At 38.9% G+C, this 25,032-nt stretch carries 19 protein-coding genes; 14 read left to right on the top strand and 5 right to left on the bottom strand.

Features of this window, described 5'->3' with window-relative positions; genetic code table 11:
- Window positions 1–22: 22 nt before the first annotated feature.
- On the bottom strand, window positions 23–1,420 hold the full coding sequence (locus tag J7E67_RS12005; protein WP_214713230.1) for a hypothetical protein: 1,398 nt from the start codon (window positions 1,418–1,420) through the stop codon (window positions 23–25).
- Between the two features lie 301 nt (window positions 1,421–1,721).
- Here J7E67_RS12005 and hemE point away from each other — a divergent pair, with 301 nt between their 5' ends.
- The 8 genes from hemE (at window position 1,722) to J7E67_RS11965 (ending at window position 12,845) form a co-directional block, all read left to right on the top strand.
- Entirely contained in the window at window positions 1,722–2,768 is a 1,047-nt protein-coding gene (gene hemE / locus J7E67_RS12000; RefSeq protein ID WP_214713229.1) for a uroporphyrinogen decarboxylase, read from the top strand.
- 172 nt (window positions 2,769–2,940) lie between these two features.
- The gene (gene hemH / locus J7E67_RS11995) at window positions 2,941–3,873 is read left to right on the top strand and encodes a ferrochelatase (protein WP_214713228.1); all 933 of its coding nucleotides are present in this window, start codon (window positions 2,941–2,943) and stop codon (window positions 3,871–3,873) included.
- A 30-nt stretch (window positions 3,874–3,903) separates the two neighbouring features.
- Entirely contained in the window at window positions 3,904–5,346 is a 1,443-nt protein-coding gene (gene hemY / locus J7E67_RS11990) for a protoporphyrinogen oxidase (protein WP_214713227.1), read from the top strand.
- Window positions 5,347–5,558: 212 nt separating this feature from the next.
- The gene (locus tag J7E67_RS11985; protein ID WP_251026722.1) at window positions 5,559–7,913 is read left to right on the top strand and encodes a YhgE/Pip domain-containing protein; all 2,355 of its coding nucleotides are present in this window, start codon (window positions 5,559–5,561) and stop codon (window positions 7,911–7,913) included.
- A 108-nt stretch (window positions 7,914–8,021) separates the two neighbouring features.
- A complete protein-coding gene (locus tag J7E67_RS11980; protein WP_214713226.1) occupies window positions 8,022–8,756 on the top strand; it encodes an MBL fold metallo-hydrolase in 735 nt (244 codons plus the stop codon).
- Between the two features lie 16 nt (window positions 8,757–8,772).
- Window positions 8,773–9,762 (top strand): lipoate--protein ligase, encoded by a 990-nt coding sequence (gene lplA / locus J7E67_RS11975; RefSeq protein ID WP_214713225.1) that lies wholly within the window; start codon window positions 8,773–8,775, stop codon window positions 9,760–9,762.
- Window positions 9,763–9,913: 151 nt separating this feature from the next.
- Window positions 9,914–11,476, top strand: a complete 1,563-nt coding sequence (locus tag J7E67_RS11970; protein ID WP_214713224.1) for a fatty acid--CoA ligase family protein — start codon at window positions 9,914–9,916, stop codon at window positions 11,474–11,476.
- A 97-nt stretch (window positions 11,477–11,573) separates the two neighbouring features.
- Window positions 11,574–12,845, top strand: a complete 1,272-nt coding sequence (locus tag J7E67_RS11965; RefSeq protein WP_214713223.1) for a M48 family metallopeptidase — start codon at window positions 11,574–11,576, stop codon at window positions 12,843–12,845.
- Between the two features lie 162 nt (window positions 12,846–13,007).
- Here the strand turns inward: J7E67_RS11965 and J7E67_RS11960 are convergent, their stop codons facing one another.
- Window positions 13,008–13,244 carry an IDEAL domain-containing protein gene (locus J7E67_RS11960; RefSeq protein WP_088086018.1) on the bottom strand — a complete coding sequence of 79 codons (237 nt, stop codon included), beginning with the start codon at window positions 13,242–13,244 and terminating at the stop codon, window positions 13,008–13,010.
- A gap of 192 nt (window positions 13,245–13,436) precedes the next feature.
- Between J7E67_RS11960 and J7E67_RS11955 the strand changes: the two genes are divergently transcribed.
- Window positions 13,437–14,012, top strand: a complete 576-nt coding sequence (locus J7E67_RS11955; RefSeq protein WP_246869705.1) for a competence protein ComK — start codon at window positions 13,437–13,439, stop codon at window positions 14,010–14,012.
- A 21-nt stretch (window positions 14,013–14,033) separates the two neighbouring features.
- Here the strand turns inward: J7E67_RS11955 and J7E67_RS11950 are convergent, their stop codons facing one another.
- Window positions 14,034–14,399, bottom strand: coding sequence for a YhjD family protein (locus J7E67_RS11950; protein WP_088086020.1), 366 nt, complete (start codon window positions 14,397–14,399; stop codon window positions 14,034–14,036).
- 271 nt (window positions 14,400–14,670) lie between these two features.
- Here J7E67_RS11950 and J7E67_RS11945 point away from each other — a divergent pair, with 271 nt between their 5' ends.
- The 5 genes from J7E67_RS11945 to addA all read left to right on the top strand — a co-directional run bounded on the left by J7E67_RS11945 (window position 14,671) and on the right by addA (window position 24,300).
- On the top strand, window positions 14,671–15,606 hold the full coding sequence (locus tag J7E67_RS11945) for an LCP family protein (RefSeq protein ID WP_168242440.1): 936 nt from the start codon (window positions 14,671–14,673) through the stop codon (window positions 15,604–15,606).
- A 41-nt stretch (window positions 15,607–15,647) separates the two neighbouring features.
- The gene (locus J7E67_RS11940) at window positions 15,648–16,313 is read left to right on the top strand and encodes a TVP38/TMEM64 family protein (protein WP_214713222.1); all 666 of its coding nucleotides are present in this window, start codon (window positions 15,648–15,650) and stop codon (window positions 16,311–16,313) included.
- Entirely contained in the window at window positions 16,303–16,857 is a 555-nt protein-coding gene (gene lepB / locus J7E67_RS11935) for a signal peptidase I (protein WP_214713221.1), read from the top strand. Before J7E67_RS11940 ends, lepB begins: the two co-directional genes overlap by 11 nt.
- A 169-nt stretch (window positions 16,858–17,026) precedes the next feature.
- Window positions 17,027–20,509 (top strand): helicase-exonuclease AddAB subunit AddB, encoded by a 3,483-nt coding sequence (addB, locus tag J7E67_RS11930; protein ID WP_214713220.1) that lies wholly within the window; start codon window positions 17,027–17,029, stop codon window positions 20,507–20,509.
- Complete coding sequence (gene addA, locus J7E67_RS11925; RefSeq protein WP_214713219.1) at window positions 20,506–24,300, top strand: helicase-exonuclease AddAB subunit AddA; 3,795 nt, start codon at window positions 20,506–20,508, stop codon at window positions 24,298–24,300. The genes addB and addA overlap by 4 nt, the downstream gene beginning before the upstream one ends.
- Window positions 24,301–24,347: 47 nt before the next feature.
- Here addA and J7E67_RS11920 read toward each other — a convergent pair whose 3' ends face one another.
- Window positions 24,348–24,566, bottom strand: a complete 219-nt coding sequence (locus J7E67_RS11920) for a spore germination protein (RefSeq protein ID WP_214713218.1) — start codon at window positions 24,564–24,566, stop codon at window positions 24,348–24,350.
- Between the two features lie 56 nt (window positions 24,567–24,622).
- The gene (locus J7E67_RS11915) at window positions 24,623–25,030 is read right to left on the bottom strand and encodes a spore germination protein GerPE (protein WP_214713217.1); all 408 of its coding nucleotides are present in this window, start codon (window positions 25,028–25,030) and stop codon (window positions 24,623–24,625) included.
- Window positions 25,031–25,032: the final 2 nt, after the last annotated feature.

Below are 25,032 nucleotides of genomic sequence, written 5' to 3'. Positions count from 1 at the left end.
TGGATCAGCCTCTTTACTTGGTTTAAATGAGAAACATTGCTGCAATCGTTGTCACGACGAGACCGATCACAACTGGTAGAAGGTTTCGTCTGGCTAGTTCAAATGGATCAACATTACAGATAGCGGCAGCCGGGATTAACGCCCATGGTACAAGTGTTCCGCCGCCTACCCATATAGCAGCGATTTGCCCGAGTGCAGTCAATGTGGCAGCACCTTTACCTATAGCCACAGCAAATAGGCTGGCAACGGATCCGGCAAGCGATATGCCTGAAAAGCCTGAACCATCCAGACCAGTGATGGCCCCTACAGTAGTTAGGGTAATCGCCCCAACTTCTTTGCTTAACGGAACGATATTCGCGAGAGAAACGCCTAAATCATTGACAATCCCTTGGGAAGCCTTCGGTAAAAAGTCACCAATGATTTTCCCAAATCCGGCGTCACCCAAATAGAAGAATGCGGCAATTGGAATAACAGGACCAAAAACTTTAAAACCAAATTGGAATCCTTCTATTAAATATTGTGTTGTTTTTTCTAAGCCTTTATTTTTATGGCTCGTTAAAGTGATTAACAGAAGAATTAGAATGGAGGTACCACCAATTAATGCTGTGGCATCACCACCTGCTAAATCAAGGATTGACATGGCGGCAACATCTGCAGCAAATAATAATGGTACTAATATAGCAAAGAAGCGTTTTTGAGCAAGTGATAAAAGCGCAGGATGGTCAGTGCTGCTCGAAGGCGAATCCGCGCTGACAGAAGTTGTAGTGGTTAGAACACCACGCTTCATATCCCTTCGTAAGAAGTAGAATGCCGTAACGGTTGTAACAAGACCCATAATAAACACTAATGGAATGCTGGCATTAATAACATCTTGAATTGGAATACCGGCCGCATCAGAGGTTAGTTTGGGGGCAGCTTGGATCACGAAGTCACCAGATAAAGCGATTCCATGACCAAACAAGTTCATTGCCATGGCAACGCCAAGGGCAGGAAGTCCTGCTCGAATCGCAACTGGAAGTAGGACGGCACCTAAAAGTGCAACAGCAGGGGAAGGCCAGAAGAACCAGGAAATAATCATCATTAGAATTCCTATTGTCCAATAGGCGAGAGTGGGGTTACGGATAAGTTTTCGAAAAGGTGAAATCATGACATCATTAATTCCGGTTACCGTTAATGTATTGCTCATCGCTACAATTATTGAAATAACAAGAATAGTAGATAATAATTCTGTAATGGCATAACTGAAACTGTTGAAAATACTACTTATCGAATGACTTAACGACCCGGTTGCTGTGATAGCAATTAGGAAAATACCGACGATACAAACAATGGATGTGTCCCTTCTCATTACCATAAACCCAATAATAAGAACAATAAAGGTCACATATATCCAATGAAGTGCAGTAAGCTCGACAATCATACAAGTTCCTCCTTTCTTTCACCCAGGGGGGCTATAGCCCTGTTGGATGTAATACAGAATATGAAAATTGCATCAAGTGGTGAGAGCTAAAAGTGAAAAAATATTGGGAAGTCAGCCTGCAGATTTAACGAATTTTAAAACATAAAAACGACTTTTTTTTGACAGTTAATAGCGTTATCTATACACAAATAGGATTAATAGATATAGTAAATACAGTTTAGAAAGAATCAGAGAGTTTTAAATTCATGCTATATATATTAAAATGGACAACAGACATGTTTTTGAAAGGTGGACTACCCTAATGACAAGACCGATTAATGAAACATTTTTAAAAGCAGCCAGAGGTGAGAAAACTGACCATGTACCTGTATGGTATATGCGCCAAGCTGGTCGTTCACAACCAGAGTACAGAGAGATTAAAGAAAAGTATTCCTTATTTGAAATCACTCACCAGCCTGAGCTTTGTGCGTATGTAACGCGCTTGCCTGTTGAACAATACAACGTCGATGCAGCCATTTTATATAAAGATATAATGACACCCCTGCCAGCGATTGGCATGGAGGTAGAAATAAAAGGTGGGATTGGACCAGTTATTGACAATCCAATCCGTTCTTTAGCAGATGTTGAAAAACTAGGAGAAATTAATCCAGAAGAAGATGTTCCTTATGTATTGGACACCATTAAATTATTAACCCAAGAGCAATTATCCGTGCCATTAATCGGTTTTTCTGGTGCACCATTTACTTTGGCAAGTTATATGGTCGAAGGCGGCCCTTCTAAAAACTATAATAAGACCAAAGCGTTTATGTACACCGAGCCAAAGGCATGGTTTGCACTTATGGAGAAACTTGCGGACATGATCATTACATATGTAAAGTCGCAAATTAAAGCTGGTGCAAGGGCCATCCAGATTTTTGATTCATGGGTGGGAGCACTCAATGTAGAGGATTATCGTTATTTCATTAAGCCTGTCATGAATCGTATCTTTACTTCATTAAAAGAGGAAAATGTTCCGTTAATTATGTTCGGCGTTGGTGCTAGCCATCTTGCATTAGAATGGAATGACCTGCCACTTGATGTTGTAGGTTTAGATTGGCGTCTGCCAATTCACGAGGCAAGGGAAATGGGCATTCATAAAACCGTTCAAGGCAATCTTGACCCGGCTATTTTGTTAGCTCCATGGGAAGTAATCGAAGAAAGAGCGAAAGCAATATTAGACCAAGGAATGGCACAAGATGGTTACATCTTTAATTTGGGTCACGGTGTATTCCCTTCAGTTAACCCAGAAACGTTGAAAAAATTAACTTCATTTGTCCATGAGTATTCAGCATCAAAACTCAGTCGTTAAGTTTCCATCTTAAGTCTTTAAATTGGTAAGCAGTCCAATTTTTTGGCACAATAATATGGGCTGCTTGATATTGGGTCTTTAAGAGTACTCCAGCTTTTATTGGCCCGCAACCTAATCAGTCGTCCAACATTGAATACGGAAAAGCGAAGAGACTTGAAAATGAGGTGCGGACATGACAAAAAAGAAAATGGGTCTGCTGGTAATGGCATATGGTACCCCATATAACTTAGATGATTTAGAGGGGTACTATACACATATTCGCCACGGCCGGAAGCCAACTCCAGAAATGATTGAAGAGCTTCGCGGTCGGTATGAAGCGATTGGCGGGATTTCCCCTTTGGCAAAGATCACACTCGAGCAAGCAGAAAAACTCGAAGAACATCTAAATAAAATTCAACAAAATATAGAATTCAAAATGTATCTTGGTCTAAAACATATCCAGCCGTTTATTGAAGATGCTGTTCATCAAATGCATGCTGATGGGATCGAAGAGGCTGTAAGTATAGTTCTTGCTCCGCATTTTTCAACCTTTAGCATAAAATCCTATAATGGAAGAGCCCAAGAAGAAGCAGAAAAATTAGGCGGGCTAAAGATAAGAACAATTGAAAGCTGGTATCAGGAACCAAAGTTTATCGATTATTGGGCAGGAAAGATTAAGAAAATCTTTGACCAAATGCCTGAAGAAGAAAAGGCTGATGCTGTACTCATCGTTTCAGCGCATAGTCTGCCAGAGAAGATTCTGCAGTTTGGGGATCCATATCCGAGTCAACTGAAAGAAACAGCTGACTTAATTGCTGAACAGGCTGGTGTAAAAAAATACGTTGTTGGCTGGCAAAGTGCTGGGCAAACTCCAGAGCCTTGGCTGGGTCCAGATGTTCAGGATTTAACAAGGGATTTATATAAAGAGCATCATTATAAGGCATTTGTTTATGCACCTTTAGGGTTTGTATCTGAACACCTTGAAGTGCTTTATGATAATGATTATGAATGTAGAAAAGTGACGGAAGAATTAGGTGTAAGCTATTATCGACCGGAAATGCCAAATGCAAAGGAAGAATTTATTGATGCATTGTCGACTGTTGTTCTTAAAATGACAGCTGAGTAAGATTCAGATTAGTGGAAGAAGGTGAGCACCGTGGCGGAAGAAAAACAAAAGATTATCATCATTGGGGGAGGAATTGCTGGGCTCACATCAGCTTTTTATCTTCAAAAAGCAATTCAAGAACATAATCTCCCGTATGAAATTAAACTCATCGAAGCATCACACCGTCTCGGTGGCAAAATGCAAACCGTTGTCAGGGACGGTTATACGATTGAGAGAGGTCCGGATTCATTTTTAGCACGAAAGACAAGTATTTCCAGGTTAGCTGCGGAAGTAGGGATGGATGATCAATTAGTCCATAATTCCACGGGAAAATCATTCGTTTTAGTTAACGAGAAACTTCACTCAATGCCCGGTGGTTCGATCATGGGAATTCCAACGGAAGTAGGACCTTTTCTCACAACAGGTCTTTTTTCTATTCCCGGTAAACTAAGAGCTGCGGCAGATTTCCTTTTACCTCGGTCCGAAAGCGGAAGAGACCAATCATTAGGAGAATTCTTCAGAAGAAGACTAGGCGATGAGGTTGTCGAAAATTTAATTGAACCATTATTATCTGGGATTTATGCGGGTGATATAGATCAATTAAGCCTCATGTCTACTTTCCCGCAATTCTATGAGGTAGAACAGAAATATAGAAGCCTGATCATTGGCATGAAAAAATCTACCCCTGCCCAACCCAGCAAACCTGAAAGTAAGGAAAAAGCTAAAGGAGCTTTCTTAACATTTAAAACGGGGCTTCAATCCTTTGCAGAAGCCATTGAAGCAAAATTGGATCCAATATCTATTTTAAAAGGACATCGTGTAGACAAAATCACCAAAGTTGAGAATAAGTATGAAGTTTATCTCAATAATGGGGAAACAATGGTGGCAGATAGCGTCATTGCAGCGACTCCTCATAAAATAACACAGGCGATGTTTGCAGAGTATAGTTTTTTTGATCCTTTGAAATCAGTCCCTGCTACATCAGTAGCAACAGTAGCTTTAGCATTTCCGGAAGAGGCAGTGAAAAATGACATCGATGGAACAGGTTTTGTTGTTTCTAGAAATAGTGATTATTCGATCACTGCATGTACTTGGACACATAAAAAGTGGGATCATTCAACACCGAAAGGGAAAGTATTACTCCGCTGCTATGTTGGGAGGTCTGGAGATGAAGCCATCGTTGACCTCTCTGATGACAGAATTATTAAGATTGTACTAGATGACTTGAAGAAAACGATGGACATCACAATGAATCCGGATTTTGCAATCATTTCACGTTGGAAAAATTCAATGCCCCAATATACAGTGGGACATAAACAACGTTTAGCTGACATTTTAAAGCATATGAAAACGGATCTACCTGGTGTATTTTTAGCAGGTTCTTCTTATGGTGGTGTTGGACTTCCGGATTGTATTGATCAAGGAGAGGCAGCTGTCAAAGACGTCCTGGAGTTTTTATCAGGAAAAGATTTTTCTAAAGGAGCTGTTCATTGATAACAGCTTCTTTTTTCTGCTTGCAAACAGGCAGGAATCGTTGTATACTCTAAAAGTATTAAATGACCGAATTGTTCAAGTGGTCATAATTTACTATGGTGGTTAATAGTCAATTATAGGGTTGTCTATGGGATAGTCCTTATTTTTTGATTAAAAATGACCAAATGAACAAAATGGTCATAAATATAAAAGGAGGATCATTAGTGAAAAACATGCTATTTAAGGAAGAGCTCCTTGCTATTGTAAGGAATAAAAAAGTGTTAATCCCAATTATTGCTGTCATGTTTGTCCCCGTATTATATGCAGGAATGTTTTTATGGGCATTCTGGGATCCATACGCAAAACTTGATGAACTTCCAGTTGCTGTTGTCAACGAAGATGCGGGTGCAACACTCGATGGGACCCATTTGAAGCTGGGTGATGATTTAGTAGCTAAGCTAAAGAAAAATAAACAATTTGGGTTTGAGTTTGTCGATAAAAAAGAGGGCTACGATAACTTAAAAGAACAGAAATATTATATGGTCATCGAAATCCCGAAGGATTTTTCAAAAAATGCGACAACTTTATTGGATGAGCAACCGGAAAAGCTGGAATTGGTTTATACACCTAATGAAAGTTATAACTTCTTATCTGCGCAAATCGGCGGCACGGCTGCAGAAAAAATCAAAACAGCTGTTGCTGAAAAGGTAACTGAAACTTATGCTGAAACCATGTTTGATAAAATCAGTGAGCTTGCCGATGGTGTTGTAAAGGCGAGCGATGGTGCTGTCCAGTTAAGTGATGGTTCTGTTGACCTTGAAAAAGGCTCAAAGGATTTAAATGAAGGACTTGCAACCCTTGCTGAAAAAACAAGTGAGTTTAACGGTGGAATGAAAGCAGCTGATGCCGGATCTAATAAGCTTGCAGTTGGTTCGATGGATTTGTATAACGGACTTACTACTTTAGCAAAAAAGTCGATTGAATTCGACAATGGTGTGAAGGCAGCAACTTCCGGCTCTAAACAAGTAGCCACAGGATCGACTGAGTTGAAAAAAGGGCTAGCAAAAGCTGATGCCAATCTTCCGTTGCTTATTGATGGAACGAAGGAGGTATCTGCAGGTGCAGAACAATTAAAACGTGACCTTCCCGCAGGAATTGCTGCAGGAATTGAAAAAGAATTGACTGGTAGTGTTGGCGAACTTAATGCGGGTATTGATCAATTTCAATCACAGTTAACTAACACATTAGTATCCCAAATTGCGGATCAAACAATAACGCAACAAACAGAGAAAATGCAGAAACTAGCCCAAACCTTAATTGAGAACAAAGTGGATCCAGCACTTGTTCAAGGAATAATGGCTAATGAGAAAAAAAATGCGCCAACGAAAGAACAGTTAGAGCAGCAAATTTTATCAGAACTTAACCCTAAAATGGAAGCTGGCTTTAACCAATTCAAAACAGGGGTAGATGAAAAATTAGCAGGTTCATCGAAGGGCTTAGAGGATAAAATTAAAGCACAAACAACCCCTTATTTTGATCAATTAATTGCCGGTATTGGCAAAGTTAATGGCGGTCAGCAGGAATTGCAAAAAGGGATCCATGATTTATATGCAGGTTCATCAAAATTAACAGATGGCACTAACAATCTTTCTGATGGGATCAGTCAGTTGGCAGATGGTGCTGATAAAATTACCATAGGAACCGGACAATTAGCATTAGGTTCGGGAAATCTGAAAAAAGGAGCCGCGGATCTTACAAATGGTATGAATCAATTAACAGCGGGTGCGTCTGCCCTAACATCTGGAACGGGACAATTGGCAGATGGTTCCGGGCAGTTAAAAGACGGTACATCCAAACTTTCTAATGGGGCCAAGGAATTAGCAGATAAACTTTCAGAAGGTGGAAAAGAAGTTGCAAAGGTTCACTCAAATGAAAAGACTTATAATATGATGGCAGCTCCGGTAAAGCTAGATAGTGAAAAAATTAATCATGTGCCAAACTATGGAACGGGATTTACACCATATTTCCTATCATTAGGCTTGTTTGTGGGTGCACTTCTTCTCTCAATTGTCTTTCCACTTCGTGATACAGCGATTGCTCCGGCCAATGGATTTAACTGGTTTTCTAGTAAGTTTTCAATCATGGCTGGGATTGGAATTTTCCAAGCTTTATTGGCAGATGTGATTCTTCTTGTAGGATTAGGTCTAGATGTTCAAAGCGTACCAAAATTTATTCTTTTTTCAATAATAACAAGCTTAACGTTTATCGCGTTAATTCAGCTCCTTGTCTCGGTATTTGCCGATGCTGGCCGCTTTATTGCGATTATTATCTTGATTTTACAATTAACTACCAGCGCCGGGACATTCCCGCTTGAGTTAATCCCGAACTTCTTACAGCATTTCAATGCCTATCTGCCGATGAGCTATTCGGTTCAAGGCTTTAAGGCTGTTATTTCAAGTGGCGATTACAGTTTCATGTGGCAAAATTTCATCATTCTAATAGGCTTTATGCTTATTTTCTCTGTAGGAACCATCGCTTACTTTACAATGAGATATAATCACAAATATAAACACCAAATGAATAATTAATGAAAAACCAGCCGTGAAAAAAATGCGGCTGGTTTTTTGTACTATACTGAAAAGAAATCATTTTTTGAGTATATTAGGAATATAAACATTGAATTGGAGGAGTTTAATTTGAAACTTACGGTTATTGGTTTTTGGGGTGGATATCCGAAACTGAATGCGGCTAGTTCGGGTTATTTACTTGAACATGAGGGATTTCGGCTATTAATCGATTGTGGAAGCGGGGTACTTTCTAAGCTCCAAAATATTATCCAGCCCGAAGAACTAGATGCTGTTTTACTTTCGCATTATCACCCAGATCACATTGCAGATATTGGTGTTTTGCAACATGCAAGATTAATCCAAGGCTTTTTAGGAAAGAAGACCTCAACCCTACCTCTATATGGACATGATATGGATCCATATGAATTTAGCAAATTAAACTATAAAGAGATTACAAAAGGAGTAGCCTATAATCCTAGTGAGATTCTTACAGTTGGTCCATTTCAAGTTTCATTTCTAAAAACAGACCATCCAGTCCCTTGTTATGCAATGAGAATAGAGGCAGATGGAAAAGCAATCGTCTACACTGCTGACAGCTCCTTTAAGGATGAATTTATCGAGTTTAGTCGGAATGCGGATGTATTATTATGTGAGTGCAACTTTTACGGACATCAAAACGGTAAGTCGGCAGGACATATGAATAGTATCGACGCCGGAAAATTTGCGCAAAAAGCTGATGTTATGCAATTAATTCTTACCCATTTGCCGCATTATGGCTCAATATCTGAGTTAATCACCGAGGCAGCCAGTGAATTTACTGGTATAATAATACTTGCAGAAGAATTTCAATCTATTTCACTCTAAGAAGGGGAAGTAAACTATGTTATTCATCGATAATAAAGGGATCACTGATCCGCAAATAAATTTGGCAATCGAAGAGTACGCACTGAAGAATCTTGATATTAATGAAACGTATTTATTATTTTACATAAATGAACCTTCTATCATAATTGGAAAGAATCAAAATACAATTGAAGAAATTAACACGGAGTATGTGGAAGGAAATGGAATTAAAGTAGTCCGCAGGCTTTCAGGCGGTGGAGCGGTTTATCATGATCTTGGAAATTTAAACTTTAGTTTTATTACCAAGGATGACGGGGAAAGTTTTCATAACTTCCGTAAATTCACGGAGCCGGTCGTGGCAGCATTGAAAAAGTTAGGAGTAAATGCGGAATTAAGCGGCAGAAATGACTTAGAGGTTGGAGGTCGAAAAATCTCTGGTAATGCCCAATTTTCAACAAAGGGCAGAATGTTTAGCCATGGTACATTGATGCTTAATTCAGAAATCGAAAATGTGGTTTCAGCTTTAAAAGTAAAAAAAGATAAAATTGAATCAAAAGGAATTAAATCAGTTCGCAGTCGGGTTGCAAATATTTCTGAGTTTCTTACTGAAAAGGTGGAAATTGCTGAATTCCGGTCTTTATTGTTAAAGAATATTTTTGAAGGGCAAGATGAAATACCAGAATATGTTTTGACGGACGAGGATTGGGAAAAGATTTACCAGCTATCAAAAGAACGCTATCAAAACTGGGAATGGAACTATGGGAAGTCACCTAAGTTCAATCTACAGCACTCTCACCGCTTCCCAGTAGGCTCCATTGATGTCCGCCTTGAAGTTAATAAAGGTGTCATTGAAAATTGTAAAATCTACGGTGACTTTTTTGGTGTTGGTGAGGTAAGTGAAATTGAGGAGAAGTTAACAGGCACCCGCTATGGAAAAAATGAAATTGACAAGGCGCTTGCAGATATTGATACAACCCATTACTTTGGAAATGTTACGAAAGATGAGTTTTTAAACTTACTATACTAAGACCAGGGCACAGCGTTTATTGCGCTGTGTTTTCCGTTTTGTGTGAATATTTAGTATTATACTTGAATAGATTACTTTCTTTTAATATAATATATTTAGAAAATTGTAACAATTTTATGAATGAGCATTCATTCAACTTAGGGGGAGAAATATGAATCTTTTATCACAGTTTGAAGAATCTGCGAAGAACTTTTCCACTAAACCGGCCTATTATTTTATGGACCAAACATGTACTTATGCTGAATTGGATGGGGCAATTACGAAATTTGCATCGGGTCTCGAAAAATTAGGGGTGAAAAAGGGGGATCATATCGCATTATTGTTGGGTAACTCCCCTCACTTTGTGATCAGCTTATATGGGGCATTACGGTTAGGGGTAACTGTTATTCCCGTGAATCCCATTTATACTGCAGATGAGATTAGCTACATATTAAATAATGGCGATGTCAAAGTAGTGATTGCGCTTGACCAAGCGATCCCGTTAGTCGAAAAAGTGCATACTTTCCTACCGAAAATTAAGCATTATATTTTTTGTGAAACGACCCCAAATAGCAGAATAGAATCGAAAATTGAAAACCTCTCAGGATCTTCAAAAATGAAATCGTTTACAGCGATCGTGGCTTCTGGAGAATTAAACTTTAAGGGACCAAATCTCGAAGACGATGATACAGCCATTATTCTTTATACCTCGGGTACAACTGGCAAACCAAAAGGTGCTATGTTAACCCATAAGAATTTGTATAGTAACGCTAAAGATGTCAGCGAATATTTGAAAATGAATCCCGATGATAGAATAGTAACGGTTCTGCCGATGTTCCATGTTTTCTGCTTGACGGTCGCTTTAAATGCACCATTATTAAGTGGGGCGACACTATTAATTGCACCCAAATTTAGTCCAAAGGAAATTTTTGAGCTTATCAAGAATAATCAGGCGACTGTTTTTGCTGGTGTCCCGACCATGTATAATTTCCTCTTCCAATTTCCTGATGGTAATCCTGAAGACCTAAAATCCTTACGTTTATGTATTTCAGGAGGAGCTTCATTGCCTGTTGTCCTCTTAAAGAATTTCGAACAAAAGTTTAATGTTGTAGTATCTGAAGGTTATGGTTTATCGGAGGCTTCACCTGTTACTTGCTTTAATCCGCTAGACCGCCCGCGCAAGCCCGGTTCAATCGGAACATCTATCCTGCGTGTCGAAAATAAAATTCTGAATGAGCTTGGTGAGGAAGTACCTGTTGGTGAGGTGGGTGAACTTATTGTTCGTGGTCCCAATGTAATGAAGGGGTATTATAAAATGGCAGATGAGACGGCGGCGGCCATTCGGAATGGGTGGCTTCATACCGGTGACCTAGCCAGAATGGATGAAGATGGTTATTTTTATATTGTCGACCGAAAAAAGGACCTAATCCTTGTTGGAGGCTATAATGTCTACCCGCGAGAAGTGGAGGAGGTTATTTATAACCATTCGGATGTTGTAGAGGTGGCTGTCCTTGGCGTTCCAGACCCAAATCTTGGTGAGGCTGTTAAAGCCTATGTTGTAAGTAAGAATCCAGGGCTAACGGCAGAACAATTACTAGATTATTGCAGGGAACACTTGGCTAAATATAAACTTCCATCTTCGATTGAATTTATCAAAGAACTTCCAAAAAATACAACTGGGAAAATATTAAGGAGGGCACTAAAGGCACAAGTAACCCAAACTATCAGTAACTAATTCTTAAATAGTTGGGCAGGTCACTTTTACAGTTCTAATTTGTCCTTTTTTAACTAAACTAAGTATAGAGAGTCTGTACACAAAGGAGGGACAAATTATGGCTAGAAAAATGGGAGTCTATGCGGTTATGGGCTACATTCTATATGGATTATTTTTTTATTGGTATTTATTCCATTTTACCGATACAAACCTGCCATTTGAATACGAAGGATCAAAGGCGGACCCGACGACCTTTTTAAATGGCAGGGAACTTATGCTGAGCGAGGAGTATTCAAAAATAAGGAATTTATTATTTTTCCTATCTACACCTTTTGAATGGCTTTTATATTTCTTAATTTTATTATTCGGTTTTTCCAAGGCATTCAAGCGCTGGGCGGAAAACTCATCAAAGTATAAGCTGCTTCAAACAGCCATTTATCTTATTTGGTTATCGGTATTCGCTTATTTGGCGACTTTTCCTCTAAGCTATATTAGTTTTTCTTTATCAAAAACATATAATATTTCAACTCAAACCTTCGCTTCCTGGATGAAGGATGAGTTGATTGACTTTTGGCTTAATTATGGGACATGGTTGATCATTGTCCCCGTATTATACTGGCTCATGAAGAAAAGTCAAAAGCGGTGGTGGCTATATGGATGGCTTTTATCGATTCCATTTACATTATTTATGATGTTTCTCCAGCCAGTTGTTATTGACCCGTTATACAATGACTTTTATCCATTAACAAATAAGGAATTGGAAACGAAGATACTGGCTTTGGCCGATAAGGCTGATATTCCAGCACAACATGTTTTTGAAGTGAATAAGTCAGAGGAAACGAATGCTTTAAATGCCTATGTTACAGGAATTGGGTCTAATGCTCGGATTGTCCTGTGGGATACTACCTTAAATAAATTAACAGATGATCAAATTTTATTTATCATGGCTCATGAAATGTGCCATTATGTCGAGAAACATATTTACTTTGGAATTGCAGGATATTTGCTAATTTCGCTGCTCGGATTGTATTTGACGTATCGGATTATGAATTGGGCAACAAGACGCTGGGGCAAGGAATTAAATATCTCAGACGTTAGAGATATCCGATCACTTCCATTATTTTTTATGATTCTTTCGATGCTCCTATTTGCTGCAAGTCCACTGACGAATTTTACTTCTCGTTATCAGGAAACACGCGCTGACAAATATGCGATTGAGATGACCAAAAATCCAGAAGCAGCGATTACTTCTTTTCAGGAATTAACCCGCTCTGGATTAAGTCAAGTAAATCCACCGCTATTGGTGAAAATTTTCCGCTATACCCATCCTTCAATGCTTGATAGAATTTCAATGCTTGAAGATTATGAAGTTAAACATAGGAACAAATAAATACAATCCATGGGAAGGCTGAGACATTTTGATATGTCTACAGTCTTTTTTTTTACAAAAATATGTTATTTGACGAGCCTTCGTCCACTTACATTTCCTATTTACGTGTTAGAGAAATATACAATAAAAAAGCCGTCAATCTATGACGGCTTTAACAAAATTCTACGTTCCAAATCGTTTGTTGATTTCATTGAGCTGTCCGGATAGAAGGAGGAATGACTTTTTGTCTTGACAATCAATGGCCACATCAATTTTCTGTAATAATTTTTCTTTTTCTACTTTTAGTTGAATTTCGGACAACAGCATTTCGATGTACAAATCTTGGACGAAGTTCTCCTTCAGACGATTTCGTTTCATGGCTCCTAGTTTCATTAATTCCGTGTATGATTTTTCATTCATGAAAATCACCTCTGTTGCTTTTTAAAATTATATGGTTTTTTTTGAAGAATATCATTAGTTTTTATAATTTTCTGATAAATATTTCTTTGACATGAATTTTGTGAATAAATTAGGAACAATTCAGAAAAGTGAGGGAATTAAAAACCGGTAGTGGTAAGATATGGTGGATAATATGAAAAGGAGTTGAATGGGTTGAAGCATCCTCAAATCGAAGAATATGAGATAAATACGTGGACGATGTTTGTAGAACCGGTGACATATGGAGGGAAAATTTATTCACGTGCAGTAGAATTGGAAGATGAATTCTTGTCACCCTTTAAGCCATTGGATATCATCAAAAAAGGCTGCGTTTATTTTGGTGTTGATTACGAAAGCAGGAAAAAGGGAACAAGACAACTAATTGGCTATTCTCGAAAAATCCCAATTGTTATTGAACCAACTAACCACATCTATTTTTTTCCTACCGTATCACCGCTAACTCCTGAGTGTATATGGATTTCACTTGAGCATGTGGAGTGTTATCGTCGCGTTTCCTCTAAGAAAACGATGATTATTTTCCGCAATAAGCAATCTCACATTTTTCCAGTTCCAATTGGTACAATTGAGGGGCAAATGTTAAGAACCTCATTACTAAAAACAAAACTTTTGCAAAGAATAGAAAGTAATGGGAGAAAGTTATTTTATCAGCCTAACGGGCCCCAGTCGTTAAATGCCTTGGAAAGATCCCGTGAATATGATGCTGATTCCCATTCAAAAGACCCGAAATAAAGGGTTGAATTTTCTTAACTATTAACGGGACAGATGTTTTTTTAATAAATAGGCCTCCATTAATTCTTGGACTTTGTTGCGGATTCTTGGATTAAAGTAATTATGATTTTCTTCATAGCCTTTATAAATAAACCTGTACAACGTAAAAGCATCGTCCCGTTTTGTTTCAATCACCTGAAGTTTATTCTTTTTCATATATAGTTTTACCTCAGCAAGTTCCCTTTGGATCTCCTTCATCGTTTCCTCAATCAAATCCAAATATGGTTGTTTTAATTTAAACGGGCTATTTGCAACTACAGTTAAATCCCTGTTTAAGATAATTAGAACCATTGGTAAATACATAGCCTTTTCCATTATGTCTCGATCATCTTCGGGGATTCTAGTCATTTTTTCAGTCACACCTTTCTAAATTAAACGAACAAACGTTCTTCTTTATTTTACAAAAAAGAACCGTCAAAAGCAATAGGACTTTCCATTTACAAAAACCCGTCATTGGGCGAGTTTTATTTATTGAAATGTTTAGTTGATATATGAGAAAGTTTTTATTAATAGAAGGATATCTGATAGGGGAAAATGAATTAAATGAAGAAACCCTGAGAAAGAAAAAACAGTTATAAATTTAGGAGAATAAAAAACCTGGATGAATAGGTGATTAACAATGAGATCTGATAAATATCAAACCAAGAAAAAGAGAAGATGGCCATCCGTTTTACTTGTCTTCTTACTGCTAATAGGTGCAGGGGCAGGTTATGCTTATTATCAATACAAGCAGGGCGTTAACCAATCATTAAAAAAAATGAATAACAAAGCATCAAATGTTGTCTATGCTTTCGAAGGAAAAAAGGATCAGTATGGGGGGACAAATATCCTCGTGCTTGGTAGTGATGCTAGAGGAAAGGAAAAATCTCGGGCAGATACAATCATGATTGTTCATTATAATGAAGACAAAGGAACATTTAAACTAACTTCTATTATGAGGGACAGTTACCTTGAGATTCCGGGACATGGACAGCATAAGGTTAACTCCGCATTCGCACGCGGTGGTCCAGAATTAATGAGACAAACGATTAAGCAAAATTTTGATATTGACCTCCAATACTATGTCATTGTGGACTTTCAAGGATTTGTGCAACTAATTGATGAAGCATTCCCCAATGGTGTAGAGATCGATGTGGAAAAGAAAATGTCAAAAAATATTGATGTCACTTTAGAACCAGGTCTGCAAAAATTAAATGGAGCAGAAATGCTCGGGTATGTCCGCTACCGTCATGATGCGATTGGTGATTTTGGAAGGGTAGAACGTCAACAAAAAGCGGTTAAGGCCATTGGGGACCAATTGATGGGCCTCCAAACGATTCCAAAACTCCCGAAGCTAATTGGAGTTGTCACGCCTTATGTGAATACAAATATGAGCACTTCCGACATAACATTTATGGCTAAAGATTTCTTTTCGAATGATCGAGGAAATATCGATACGTTACGGATTCCTGTTGAAAATAGCTATTCCGATGCTCGAATCTCAGGGGAGGGAGCCGTATTAGAGATCGATGTCGAAAAAAATAAAGAGGCACTCCATCAATTTATTACAAAGTAATCATAGGCACAGCTAATTAGTAAAAAATGAGGAGAAACCGGATGGATATTGAATCATTAAAAGCATGGTTTACGCTTGAACATATTATGAGTCTTATTCAAGAATACCGAGCTCTTGGACCCATACCAGGCATATTGCTTATTGTCATTGAATCATTCTTGCCATTTCTCCCATTGTTTTTATTTGTAATGGCTAATGCCAGTGCCTTTGGACTTTGGTTAGGATTTTTGTATTCATGGCTTGGAGCCTGTATCGGGGCACTGCTCGTATTTTCGCTTATTAGAAGGTATGGGCAAAAAAGGTTATTATCCTTTCTACCTAAGCACCCTCAAGTCCGTAAGCTAATGGACTGGGTAGATCGTCATGGGTTTGGCCCACTCTTTCTACTGCTTTGTTTTCCATTTACACCCTCGGCAGTTGTTAACATTGTCGCTGGTCTTTCCAAAATTCGATTTTCCCAATACATGCTGTCCGTTTGTATTGGGAAAATGGTGATGATTTTCACGATTAGTTTTGTTGGCTATGATATTCAGTCATTACTGACGAAGCCTCTTCGGACTGTTGTAGTATTGCTTGTTATTTTCATTCTTTGGTATGTTGGTAAAAGAATTGAAGGCAGAATGAATAAGGGCACGGAAACTGACCATAATGGTGAAATAGATAGAAATTATAAGCAGGAGAAACGGAGGAGCTTTAATGAAGATTGAATGGAAAAAGGAAGGCATGGAATGGGCAAAGGCTTTTGCGATTGGTATCATTATTTTTGCTTTTATTCGTACATTTTTCTTTTCAAATTATGTGGTAGAAGGCGAATCGATGATGCCGACGCTACAGGATGGTAACAAACTGGTAGTCAACAAGCTTGGTTATCAAGTCGGGGAATTGAACAGATTTGATGTCATCGTTTTTCATGCCAATGAAAAAGAGGACTTTGTCAAACGTATTATTGGGCTGCCAGGGGATAAAATTGAATATCGTGATGATCTATTGTTTATAAATGGGCACAAGTATGAGGAGCCATTTTTAAATGTTTATAAACAAAAATCACCTGGAATCAGGATTACTGGAGATTTCAGTTTAAAGGAAATAACCGGTGAAAATATAGTTCCTGATGGGAAATTGTTTGTCCTTGGTGATAATCGATTAGGTAGTTGGGACAGCCGCCAATTCGGTTTTATCTCAGCTAGTCAAGTTGTCGGCAAAGTTGATTTACGTTATTGGCCATTAACTGAAATGGACGTCCATTTTTAGATGAATAGATTAAGGGAGGAGCACGATGATTAAATCGTGTTTTTTTCTGTCATAAAATTACCATTTCTGCCTCTAATCTGTTTTATGGCAATACAAACGTTTGTGCTTGTTTTATGATAGAATGAGAGATATGAAGTTTATGAGTGGTTGTGGAAAGCGAGGTTTTTTCATGTCATTAAGAATGGTAATCGGGCGGTCAGGAAGCGGAAAAACAGCTATGTTCCTTGATGAAATAAAGGGGCGGCTTGTGGAAAACCCAGATGGGACACCGATCATTTATATCGTTCCAGAACAGATGACGTTTTTATCTGAATATCGCTTGGCAACTGACCCAGCAATTAGCGGAATGATTCGTGCCCAAGTCTATAGTTTTTCCCGCTTGGCGTGGCGTATCTTGCAAGAAACAGGCGGGATTAGCCGAACACATTTAAGTAGTGTCGGGATGAGTATGTTAATACGCAAAATCATCGATGAGCAAAAGGAACAACTAAAGCTTTTTCAGCGAGCTGCAGATAAGAATGGTTTTATCCAGAAGCTTGAGCAAATGATAACAGAATTTAAACGTTACTGTATTAGGCCAGAGGAGCTAATTCAAGGCTCATCCTTATCGGGTGAAGATACCAATGCCTTAAATGATAAACTTCAAGATTTAGAAATGATCTATAAAAAGTTTGAGGACGAAGTATTTGGTAAATATATCGATTCGGAGGATTACTTTCAACTCCTATCCGAAAAAGTATCCTTCTCTTCGTATTTAATAGATGCAGAAATATATATTGATGGTTTTTATAGTTTTTCACCGCAGGAATATCAAGTAATGATCGAATTGATGAAACATTGTAAAAACGTTTCAATTGCATTGACGACTGATCACCTCTCGATTGATTCTCCACCGGACGAGCTTGATTTGTTTCGCTTATCAGGTGAGACTAGTTATTCTCTCTATGATTTAGCTAAAGCTAATGGTATTGAAATCGAGCAGTCTGTTGTTCTAAAAGAACAAAGAAAATGGACAGAGCCGTCTTTAAGTCATTTTGAAGAAAAATTTGATGCCCGGCCTGCAGTATCATATGTTGGTGAGACAAAAATTAATATTTGCCAAGCCGTAAACCGTAGAGCTGAGATTGAAGGGATTGCAAGAGAGATTCGCCAATTAGTCAGGACAAAGGGATACCGGTACCGGGATATCGCTTTATTAATTCGAAATGGCGGGGACTATCATGAGATTGTTGAACCAGTTTTCGACGATTATCAGATTCCCTATTTTATTGACCAAAAAAGAACGATGCTGAACCATCCATTGATCGAATTCATTCGCTCAAGCCTTGAAGTCATTAATTCCTACTGGCGCTATGAGCCGGTGTTCAGAGTGATCAAGACAGAATTGCTATATCCCCTACAAGAAAAGCCAGCAAAAATGCGTGAGAAAATGGATAAACTAGAGAATTATTGTTTAGCTTACGGAATTAACGGAAGTAAATGGACGAAAAAAGAGCGTTGGAGCTATCGACGCATTCGAGGACTGGAATTAGAGGTAAACTCGCAAACAGACCTTGAAAAAGAAATGGAACAAGAGTTAAATGAATTAAAGCTTATGGTAACTGCACCCATTTTACGGTTATCAAGACGTTTGAAAAAAGCGGATTCAGGCCGAAAATTTTGTGAAGCCATCTATTTGCTGCTAGAGGAATTGGATGTCCCAACAAAGCTTGAAAAATGGAAAGCAGCTGCCGAAGAAAAAGGTAATCTTGTAAAAATGCGGGAGCATGAACAAGTATGGAATGCCGTGATTGATCTCCTGGACCAATACGTTGAAATTCTAGGGGAAGAGCAAGTCACATTAAAGGCGTTTGCTGCTGTTTTAGAGTCAGGATTTGAATCCTTACATTTTTCACTTATTCCGCCGGCACTTGATCAGGTACTGATTGGGGATTTAGAAAAATCAAGGCTAAATGAAATCAAAGTAGAATTCGTAGTTGGTGTTAATGAAGGAATTTTGCCTGCAAAAATATCTGATGAAGGAATCCTCTCTGATGAAGACAGGGAAATGCTCCTAGCAACAGGTGTTAAAATCGCACCAAGCAGCCGGACACGTTTGCTGGATGAAAATTTTCTTGCTTATAAAGCTTTTACAGCACCATCAGAAGCCCTTTATGTTAGTTATCCACTTGCGAATGATGAAGGAAAAGCGTTAATTCCTTCTTCGTATATTAAGAGAATAAAAGATATGTTTCCTAATGCTAATGAGCTATTTTATGTGACAGACCCATCACAAGTTTCGGAGCCCAGTCAACTAGGCTTTATTTCAAATTTTACAACGACGTTATCTTTCCTTAATGCGCAGCTTCAATGGAAAAAGCGAGGGTACCCCATTTCAAATTTATGGTGGGATGTATATAACTATTACCTTGGAAGTTCGGGAAAGGGCAAAGCTCAAAAAGTGTTTTCAAGCCTTTTTTATACAAATTCAGCCGTACAGCTCTCTAAAGACTCAGCGGATGAATTATATGGTGAGGCCATTCAAGCCAGTGTTTCTAGAATGGAATTATATAACTCCTGCGCATTTTCTCATTTCGCTCAGCATGGACTAAAGCTTCGTGACCGGCAAGTGTTTCGTTTGGAGGCTCCGGATATTGGGGAGCTGTTTCATGCGGCACTAAAGCAGATTGCAGATATTGTTAATGAACAAAACCTTTCTTGGGCCGAGCTGTCGAGGAAACAATGTGAAAACCTTTCTAAGGAAGCGGTCAAGTCACTAGCCCCTAAACTGCAAAACGAAATATTGTTAAGCTCAGAGCGCCATCATTATATTAAACGGAAATTGGAGCAAATTATTACACGCGCTTCTGTCGTATTAAGTGAGCATGCAAAGGTAAGTGGATTCTCACCGATTGGTTTGGAATTAGGCTTTGGACCCAATGGAAAACTGCCGCCACTAACATTTTCACTGAAAAATGGAAAGAGAATGGAATTGGCCGGAAGAATTGACAGAGTCGATCAGGCAAAAGCGGAAGACGACAGCGTCTTTTTACGAGTGATTGATTATAAATCAAGTGAAAAAGATGTCAATTTTAGCGAAGTATATTATGGACTTGCCCTGCAAATGTTAACCTACCTTGATATTGTCATGACCCATTCGAATGAATTGGTTGAGATGAAAGCTAGTCCTGCGGGTGTCCTCTATTTTCACGTCCATAATCCATTCATTAATACAACTAAAATGCTAACGATTGATGAAATTGAAAAGGAAATGATGAAAAAGTTTAAGATGAATGGATTAATGTTAAGCGATCAAAATGTGATCCGGCTTATGGATCAAACACTTGAATCTGGTGATTCGCATATTATTGCCGCAGGAATAAAAAAGGATGGAAATTTATCCAAAAAATCCAAGGTTGCCAGTTTATCGGAATTTGACGATTTGAAAACGTATGTCCGGAATTTATATCAGAAAACAGGTAACGCCATTATTGATGGTCAAATAGACATTGCTCCTTATAAATTAAAGGACAAAACACCTTGTACATTTTGTTCTTATAAATCAGTATGTCAATTTGATGAATCAATTGAAACGAATCAATTCCGGGTTCTCACACCCCACTCGAAGGAAGATGTTTTAGAACTAATTAGGAAGGAGGTACGTCAATCTTGAGAAATTTCACCATACCGCCTAAGCCAGAAGACGTGACATGGACAGACGACCAATGGAAAGCAATTATGGCAAAGGATCGAGACATCCTAGTCGCAGCAGCAGCAGGTTCGGGAAAAACGGCTGTCCTAGTGGAAAGAATGATCCAAAAAATCCTGTCAAAAGAAGACCCGATGGATGTCGATGAATTATTGGTGGTGACCTTTACGAATGCATCAGCTGCAGAAATGCGCCATCGGATTGGGGAAGCATTAGAAAAAGCCATTGATGAAGACCCGTGGTCGCGCCATTTAAGAAAGCAACTGAGCTTATTAAATAAAGCATCGATTTCAACACTTCATTCCTTTTGTATGGAAGTGATTCGAAAGTATTATTACTTAATCGATGTCGATCCTGGATTTCGAATTGCCGATGAAACAGAGGCACAATTAATCCGAGATGAAGTGATGGACGAGTTGTTTGAAGAAGAATACGGGAAAAAAGATAATGAGGCATTCTTCAACTTGGTCGATTCATTCACAAGTGATCGAAGTGATGCCGCATTAATGGATATTGTACGATCGATATACGATTTTGCTCGCTCCAATCCCTTACCAGACCAATATTTAAAGTCAATCATTCGTATGTATGATGTTTCAGCTATTAATAATCTAGCCGAACTCTCCTTTATTCAGGCACTTCTTTTTGATATTGAGTTGCAACTAGAAGCTTCCAGAGAAATGATTAAGCGGGGATTAGAAGTAACAAAGCTCCCTGGCGGACCTGCACCGAGAGCTGAAAACTTTTTAGATGATTTAAAGATGATTGATACTCTTCTTCTTGCCAAGCAGGACTCATGGGAAACTCTATATCAAGCAATGCAGACCTGGTCTTTTTCACGGGCAAAGCAAGTGAAAGGTGACCAATATGATAAAGAGCTGACAGAAAAGGCCCAAAAACTCCGAGAAAAAGCGAAGAAAAAAATCCAAGATATCAAAGAAGAGCTATTTACGCGAAAGCCTGAAAGTTTTTTACGTGACATGGATGAGATGCGGCCGTTAATAGAAACGCTAGTTCATATTGTCAAAGAATTTTCTCTGCGGTTTGAAAAGGTAAAAAGAGAAAAAGGGCTTGTAGACTATGCAGATTTAGAGCATTACTGCCTTGCAATTTTGACAAAGGAAATCTCAGCAGAGGGAGAATTTCTTCCATCCGAGGCTGCACTCGCTTACCAAAGGCATTTTAAAGAGGTCTATTGCGATGAATATCAAGACACAAATATGGTCCAGGAAACGATCCTAAAGCTTGTAACTAAAAAGGATGAGTTGAATGGTAATATGTTTATGGTCGGAGATGTTAAGCAGTCGATTTATCGCTTTCGTTTGGCTGAGCCGAACCTTTTCTTAGGCAAGTATAATCGCTTTAAAGCCGACGGAGATTCTACGGGACTACGTATTGATCTAGCAAGAAATTTCCGAAGCCGAAAAGAAGTGCTCGATGCAACCAATTATTTATTTAAACAAATTATGGGGATTAAAGTTGGTGAAATCGAATACGATGAGGCGGCAGAATTGCGTGCTGGCGCACCGTATCCAGACGATGAGCCCTATCCGGTAGAACTTTTGCTTATTGATCAAAATGCACAGGATAATGGGTCACCTGTAACGGAAGGCGAGACAGAGGTGTCAGAACTAGAAGAATTTGATGCTATCGGGCTTGAACAATCCCAACTCGAAGCGAGGATAATTGCTTCTAAAATAAAAGAACTAGTTGCAAGTGGAGCACCTGTATATACTACAAAAACGAAATCCAATCGGCCACTTATGTATCGGGATACAGTCATCCTGCTCCGTTCAATGACTTGGGCTCCGCAAATTATCGAAGAGTTTAAGCAACAAGGGATTCCGATTTATGCTAATCTTTCAACAGGGTATTTTAATGCAACCGAAGTGGCAATTATGATTTCATTACTACGAGTTATTGATAATCCCTTCCAAGACATACCGCTTGCAGCTATTTTACGCTCACCCATCGTTGGGTTGAACGAAGAAGAACTATCAATCATCCGCATTCATCAGAAGCGAGGTTCCTTTTGGGAGGCTGTTACCGCTTTTTGCAAGAGTAAAGAAGCCAAAAATACGGCTGAATTTTACGAAAAGCTGCGCCGTTTTTATGACTTTCTAGCAGAGTGGCGCGGGGTGGCAAGACAGGGTTCGTTGTCTGAGTTAATTTGGCAGCTCTACCGTGATACCCAGTTTTATGACTTTGTCGGCGGTTTACCAGGGGGAAAACAGCGCCAAGCTAATTTACGGGCATTATATGACAGAGCTAGACAATACGAACAAACATCGTTCCGTGGGCTGTTCCGGTTTCTTCGTTTTATCGAGAGAATGATTGAAAGAGGGGACGATCTTGGTGCAGCAAGGGCACTTGGTGAGCAAGAAGATGTTGTTCGGATTATGACCATCCATAGTAGTAAAGGACTTGAATTTCCCGTTGTATTCATGGCGGGAATGGCACGGACTTTTAATATGGCTGATGTTCGGAAACCATATATGCTCGATAAAGAATACGGATTTGCATCTAAGTATGTAAATGCGGAAAAAAGGATTTCTTACCCATCCTTACCGCAAATTGCTTTTAAGCGAAAAAAGAAAATGGAGATGCTCGCGGAAGAAATGCGCGTGTTATATGTGGCGATGACAAGGGCGAAAGAAAAACTTTATTTAACGGCTACGCTTAAAGATGCGCAAAAAAAAATAGACCAATGGAATGAAGTTTCCTCCCATATAGAATGGTTGTTAAAGGATTATGAGCGGGCAGCAGTTTCAAGCTATATTGACTGGATTGGACCAGCGCTTGTTCGCCATCAGGACGCCAATGAAATAAGGCTTAGTAGTACGGGAAATGCCCTTGTTCCTGAAGAAATTACAAGTCATCCTTCTTCATGGAAAATTTCTCTAATAAGTGCAGAAGAAATCAAGAAGACGGAATTAGAAATCGGAATGAATGAAGACCAATTTCTTGAAATGGTCCAAAAAGGGGAACATGTCCCAGCCACGTCGCCATTTGATGAAGAAATTAAGTTACGCTTAGACTGGGAATATTCCTTCCCAAGTGCCGCAGCCCATCGCTCCAAGCAATCCGTTTCTGAAATGAAACGCCAAAGAGAAATGGCAGATGAACAAAGTGGGACGGACCTTGTGAACCATGTGAATCACTATAAAAAGTCGATAGTTAAACGCCCAAAATTTATGCAGGAAAAGCAATTAAGTCCAGCTGAACGGGGGTCTGCCATGCATATGGTTATGCAGCACGTAGATTTAACCAATTCAGTTAGTCAAGAATCTCTCCAGGAACAGTTAACATGGATGGTAAACAACGAATTGTTAACCCCAGACCAAGCAGAAGTCATTGACAAAAATTTAATTGTTCAATTCTTTCATTCAGATTTAGGGATTAGATATTTTAACGCAAAAGCAATCAACAGAGAGGTTCCCTTTACCCTTTCCATGCCTGCTCGTGATGTGTACCCCACTTGGAAGGATGAAGAAGAATCTGTTTTTGTGCAAGGGATCATTGACTGTGTCTTTGAGGAAGAAAAGGGTCTTATTTTGGTCGATTATAAAACGGATCAAATTTCCGACAGGTATAAAGGTGGGTTTGATCAAGCAAAGTCCATACTTGAAAACCGTTACAAGATGCAAATTAACTTATATACAAGAGCAATTGAACAAATATGGAAAAGAAAGGTCACAGAAAGGTACTTGTTTTTCTTTGATGGAGCACATATTTTGAAGGTTGAAAAGGATTAAACGAACAAAAAATGACATAGACCATTTAGGCTGGTTTATGTCATTTTTTAATTATTCCCGACAATTGGCTGGTCAATTAACTTGGTATCAAGAACATTGGTTCCACTTAATCCGGAATTCGATACGATAAATCCACCAGTATTAAATGCACCTGAACCAGCATTTGTCTTTGAGGTGCTCTTTGGAGAGATATACACGGTATCGCCAAATTGCACTATACCTCCACTTACGTGAACGATTTGGACAGGACCAATAATCGCTGGCATGACAAACATCCTTTTTTAGTATATTCCCGGCATTTCCCTTAACGTAACTTATGCTTTTATCTTTGTCCCTGTTCTTCTACTTCTTCTTCTTTTCTAGGAATAGGAAGTAACTGTCGAATATGCTTAACTCTAGCCTCCATGGAAACATGGCGGCTGTTCCCAACGTGTAAAAGGGAAGATGAAGATATCCCGATAATATCAATTTTACTTACCTTAATTAGTGGGTTTGGATTTTGACGGGAGTATGAGAAAGGTTCATCGATAGGTAGAAAAGGAATAGGTTCGGAAAAGACTCGATAAGAGGATAAATTCCCCTCATTTCCATAAAATACGTCAGCTTCCCTTTGGACAGCGAGTGCTCTTGAAAGTCCATTAATGATACAGGAATCCCCTAGCTGTACCGTAGAGGAAAAAGAGGCAATCTTAATATTTATAGTGTCTACACAAGAGGTTCTCTGCAACATGA

Source organism: Bacillus sp. ISL-46 (assembly GCF_018613205.1).
Note: the sequence above shows the minus strand (reverse complement) of the source record. Positions and strands in the feature narration are given on the sequence as shown.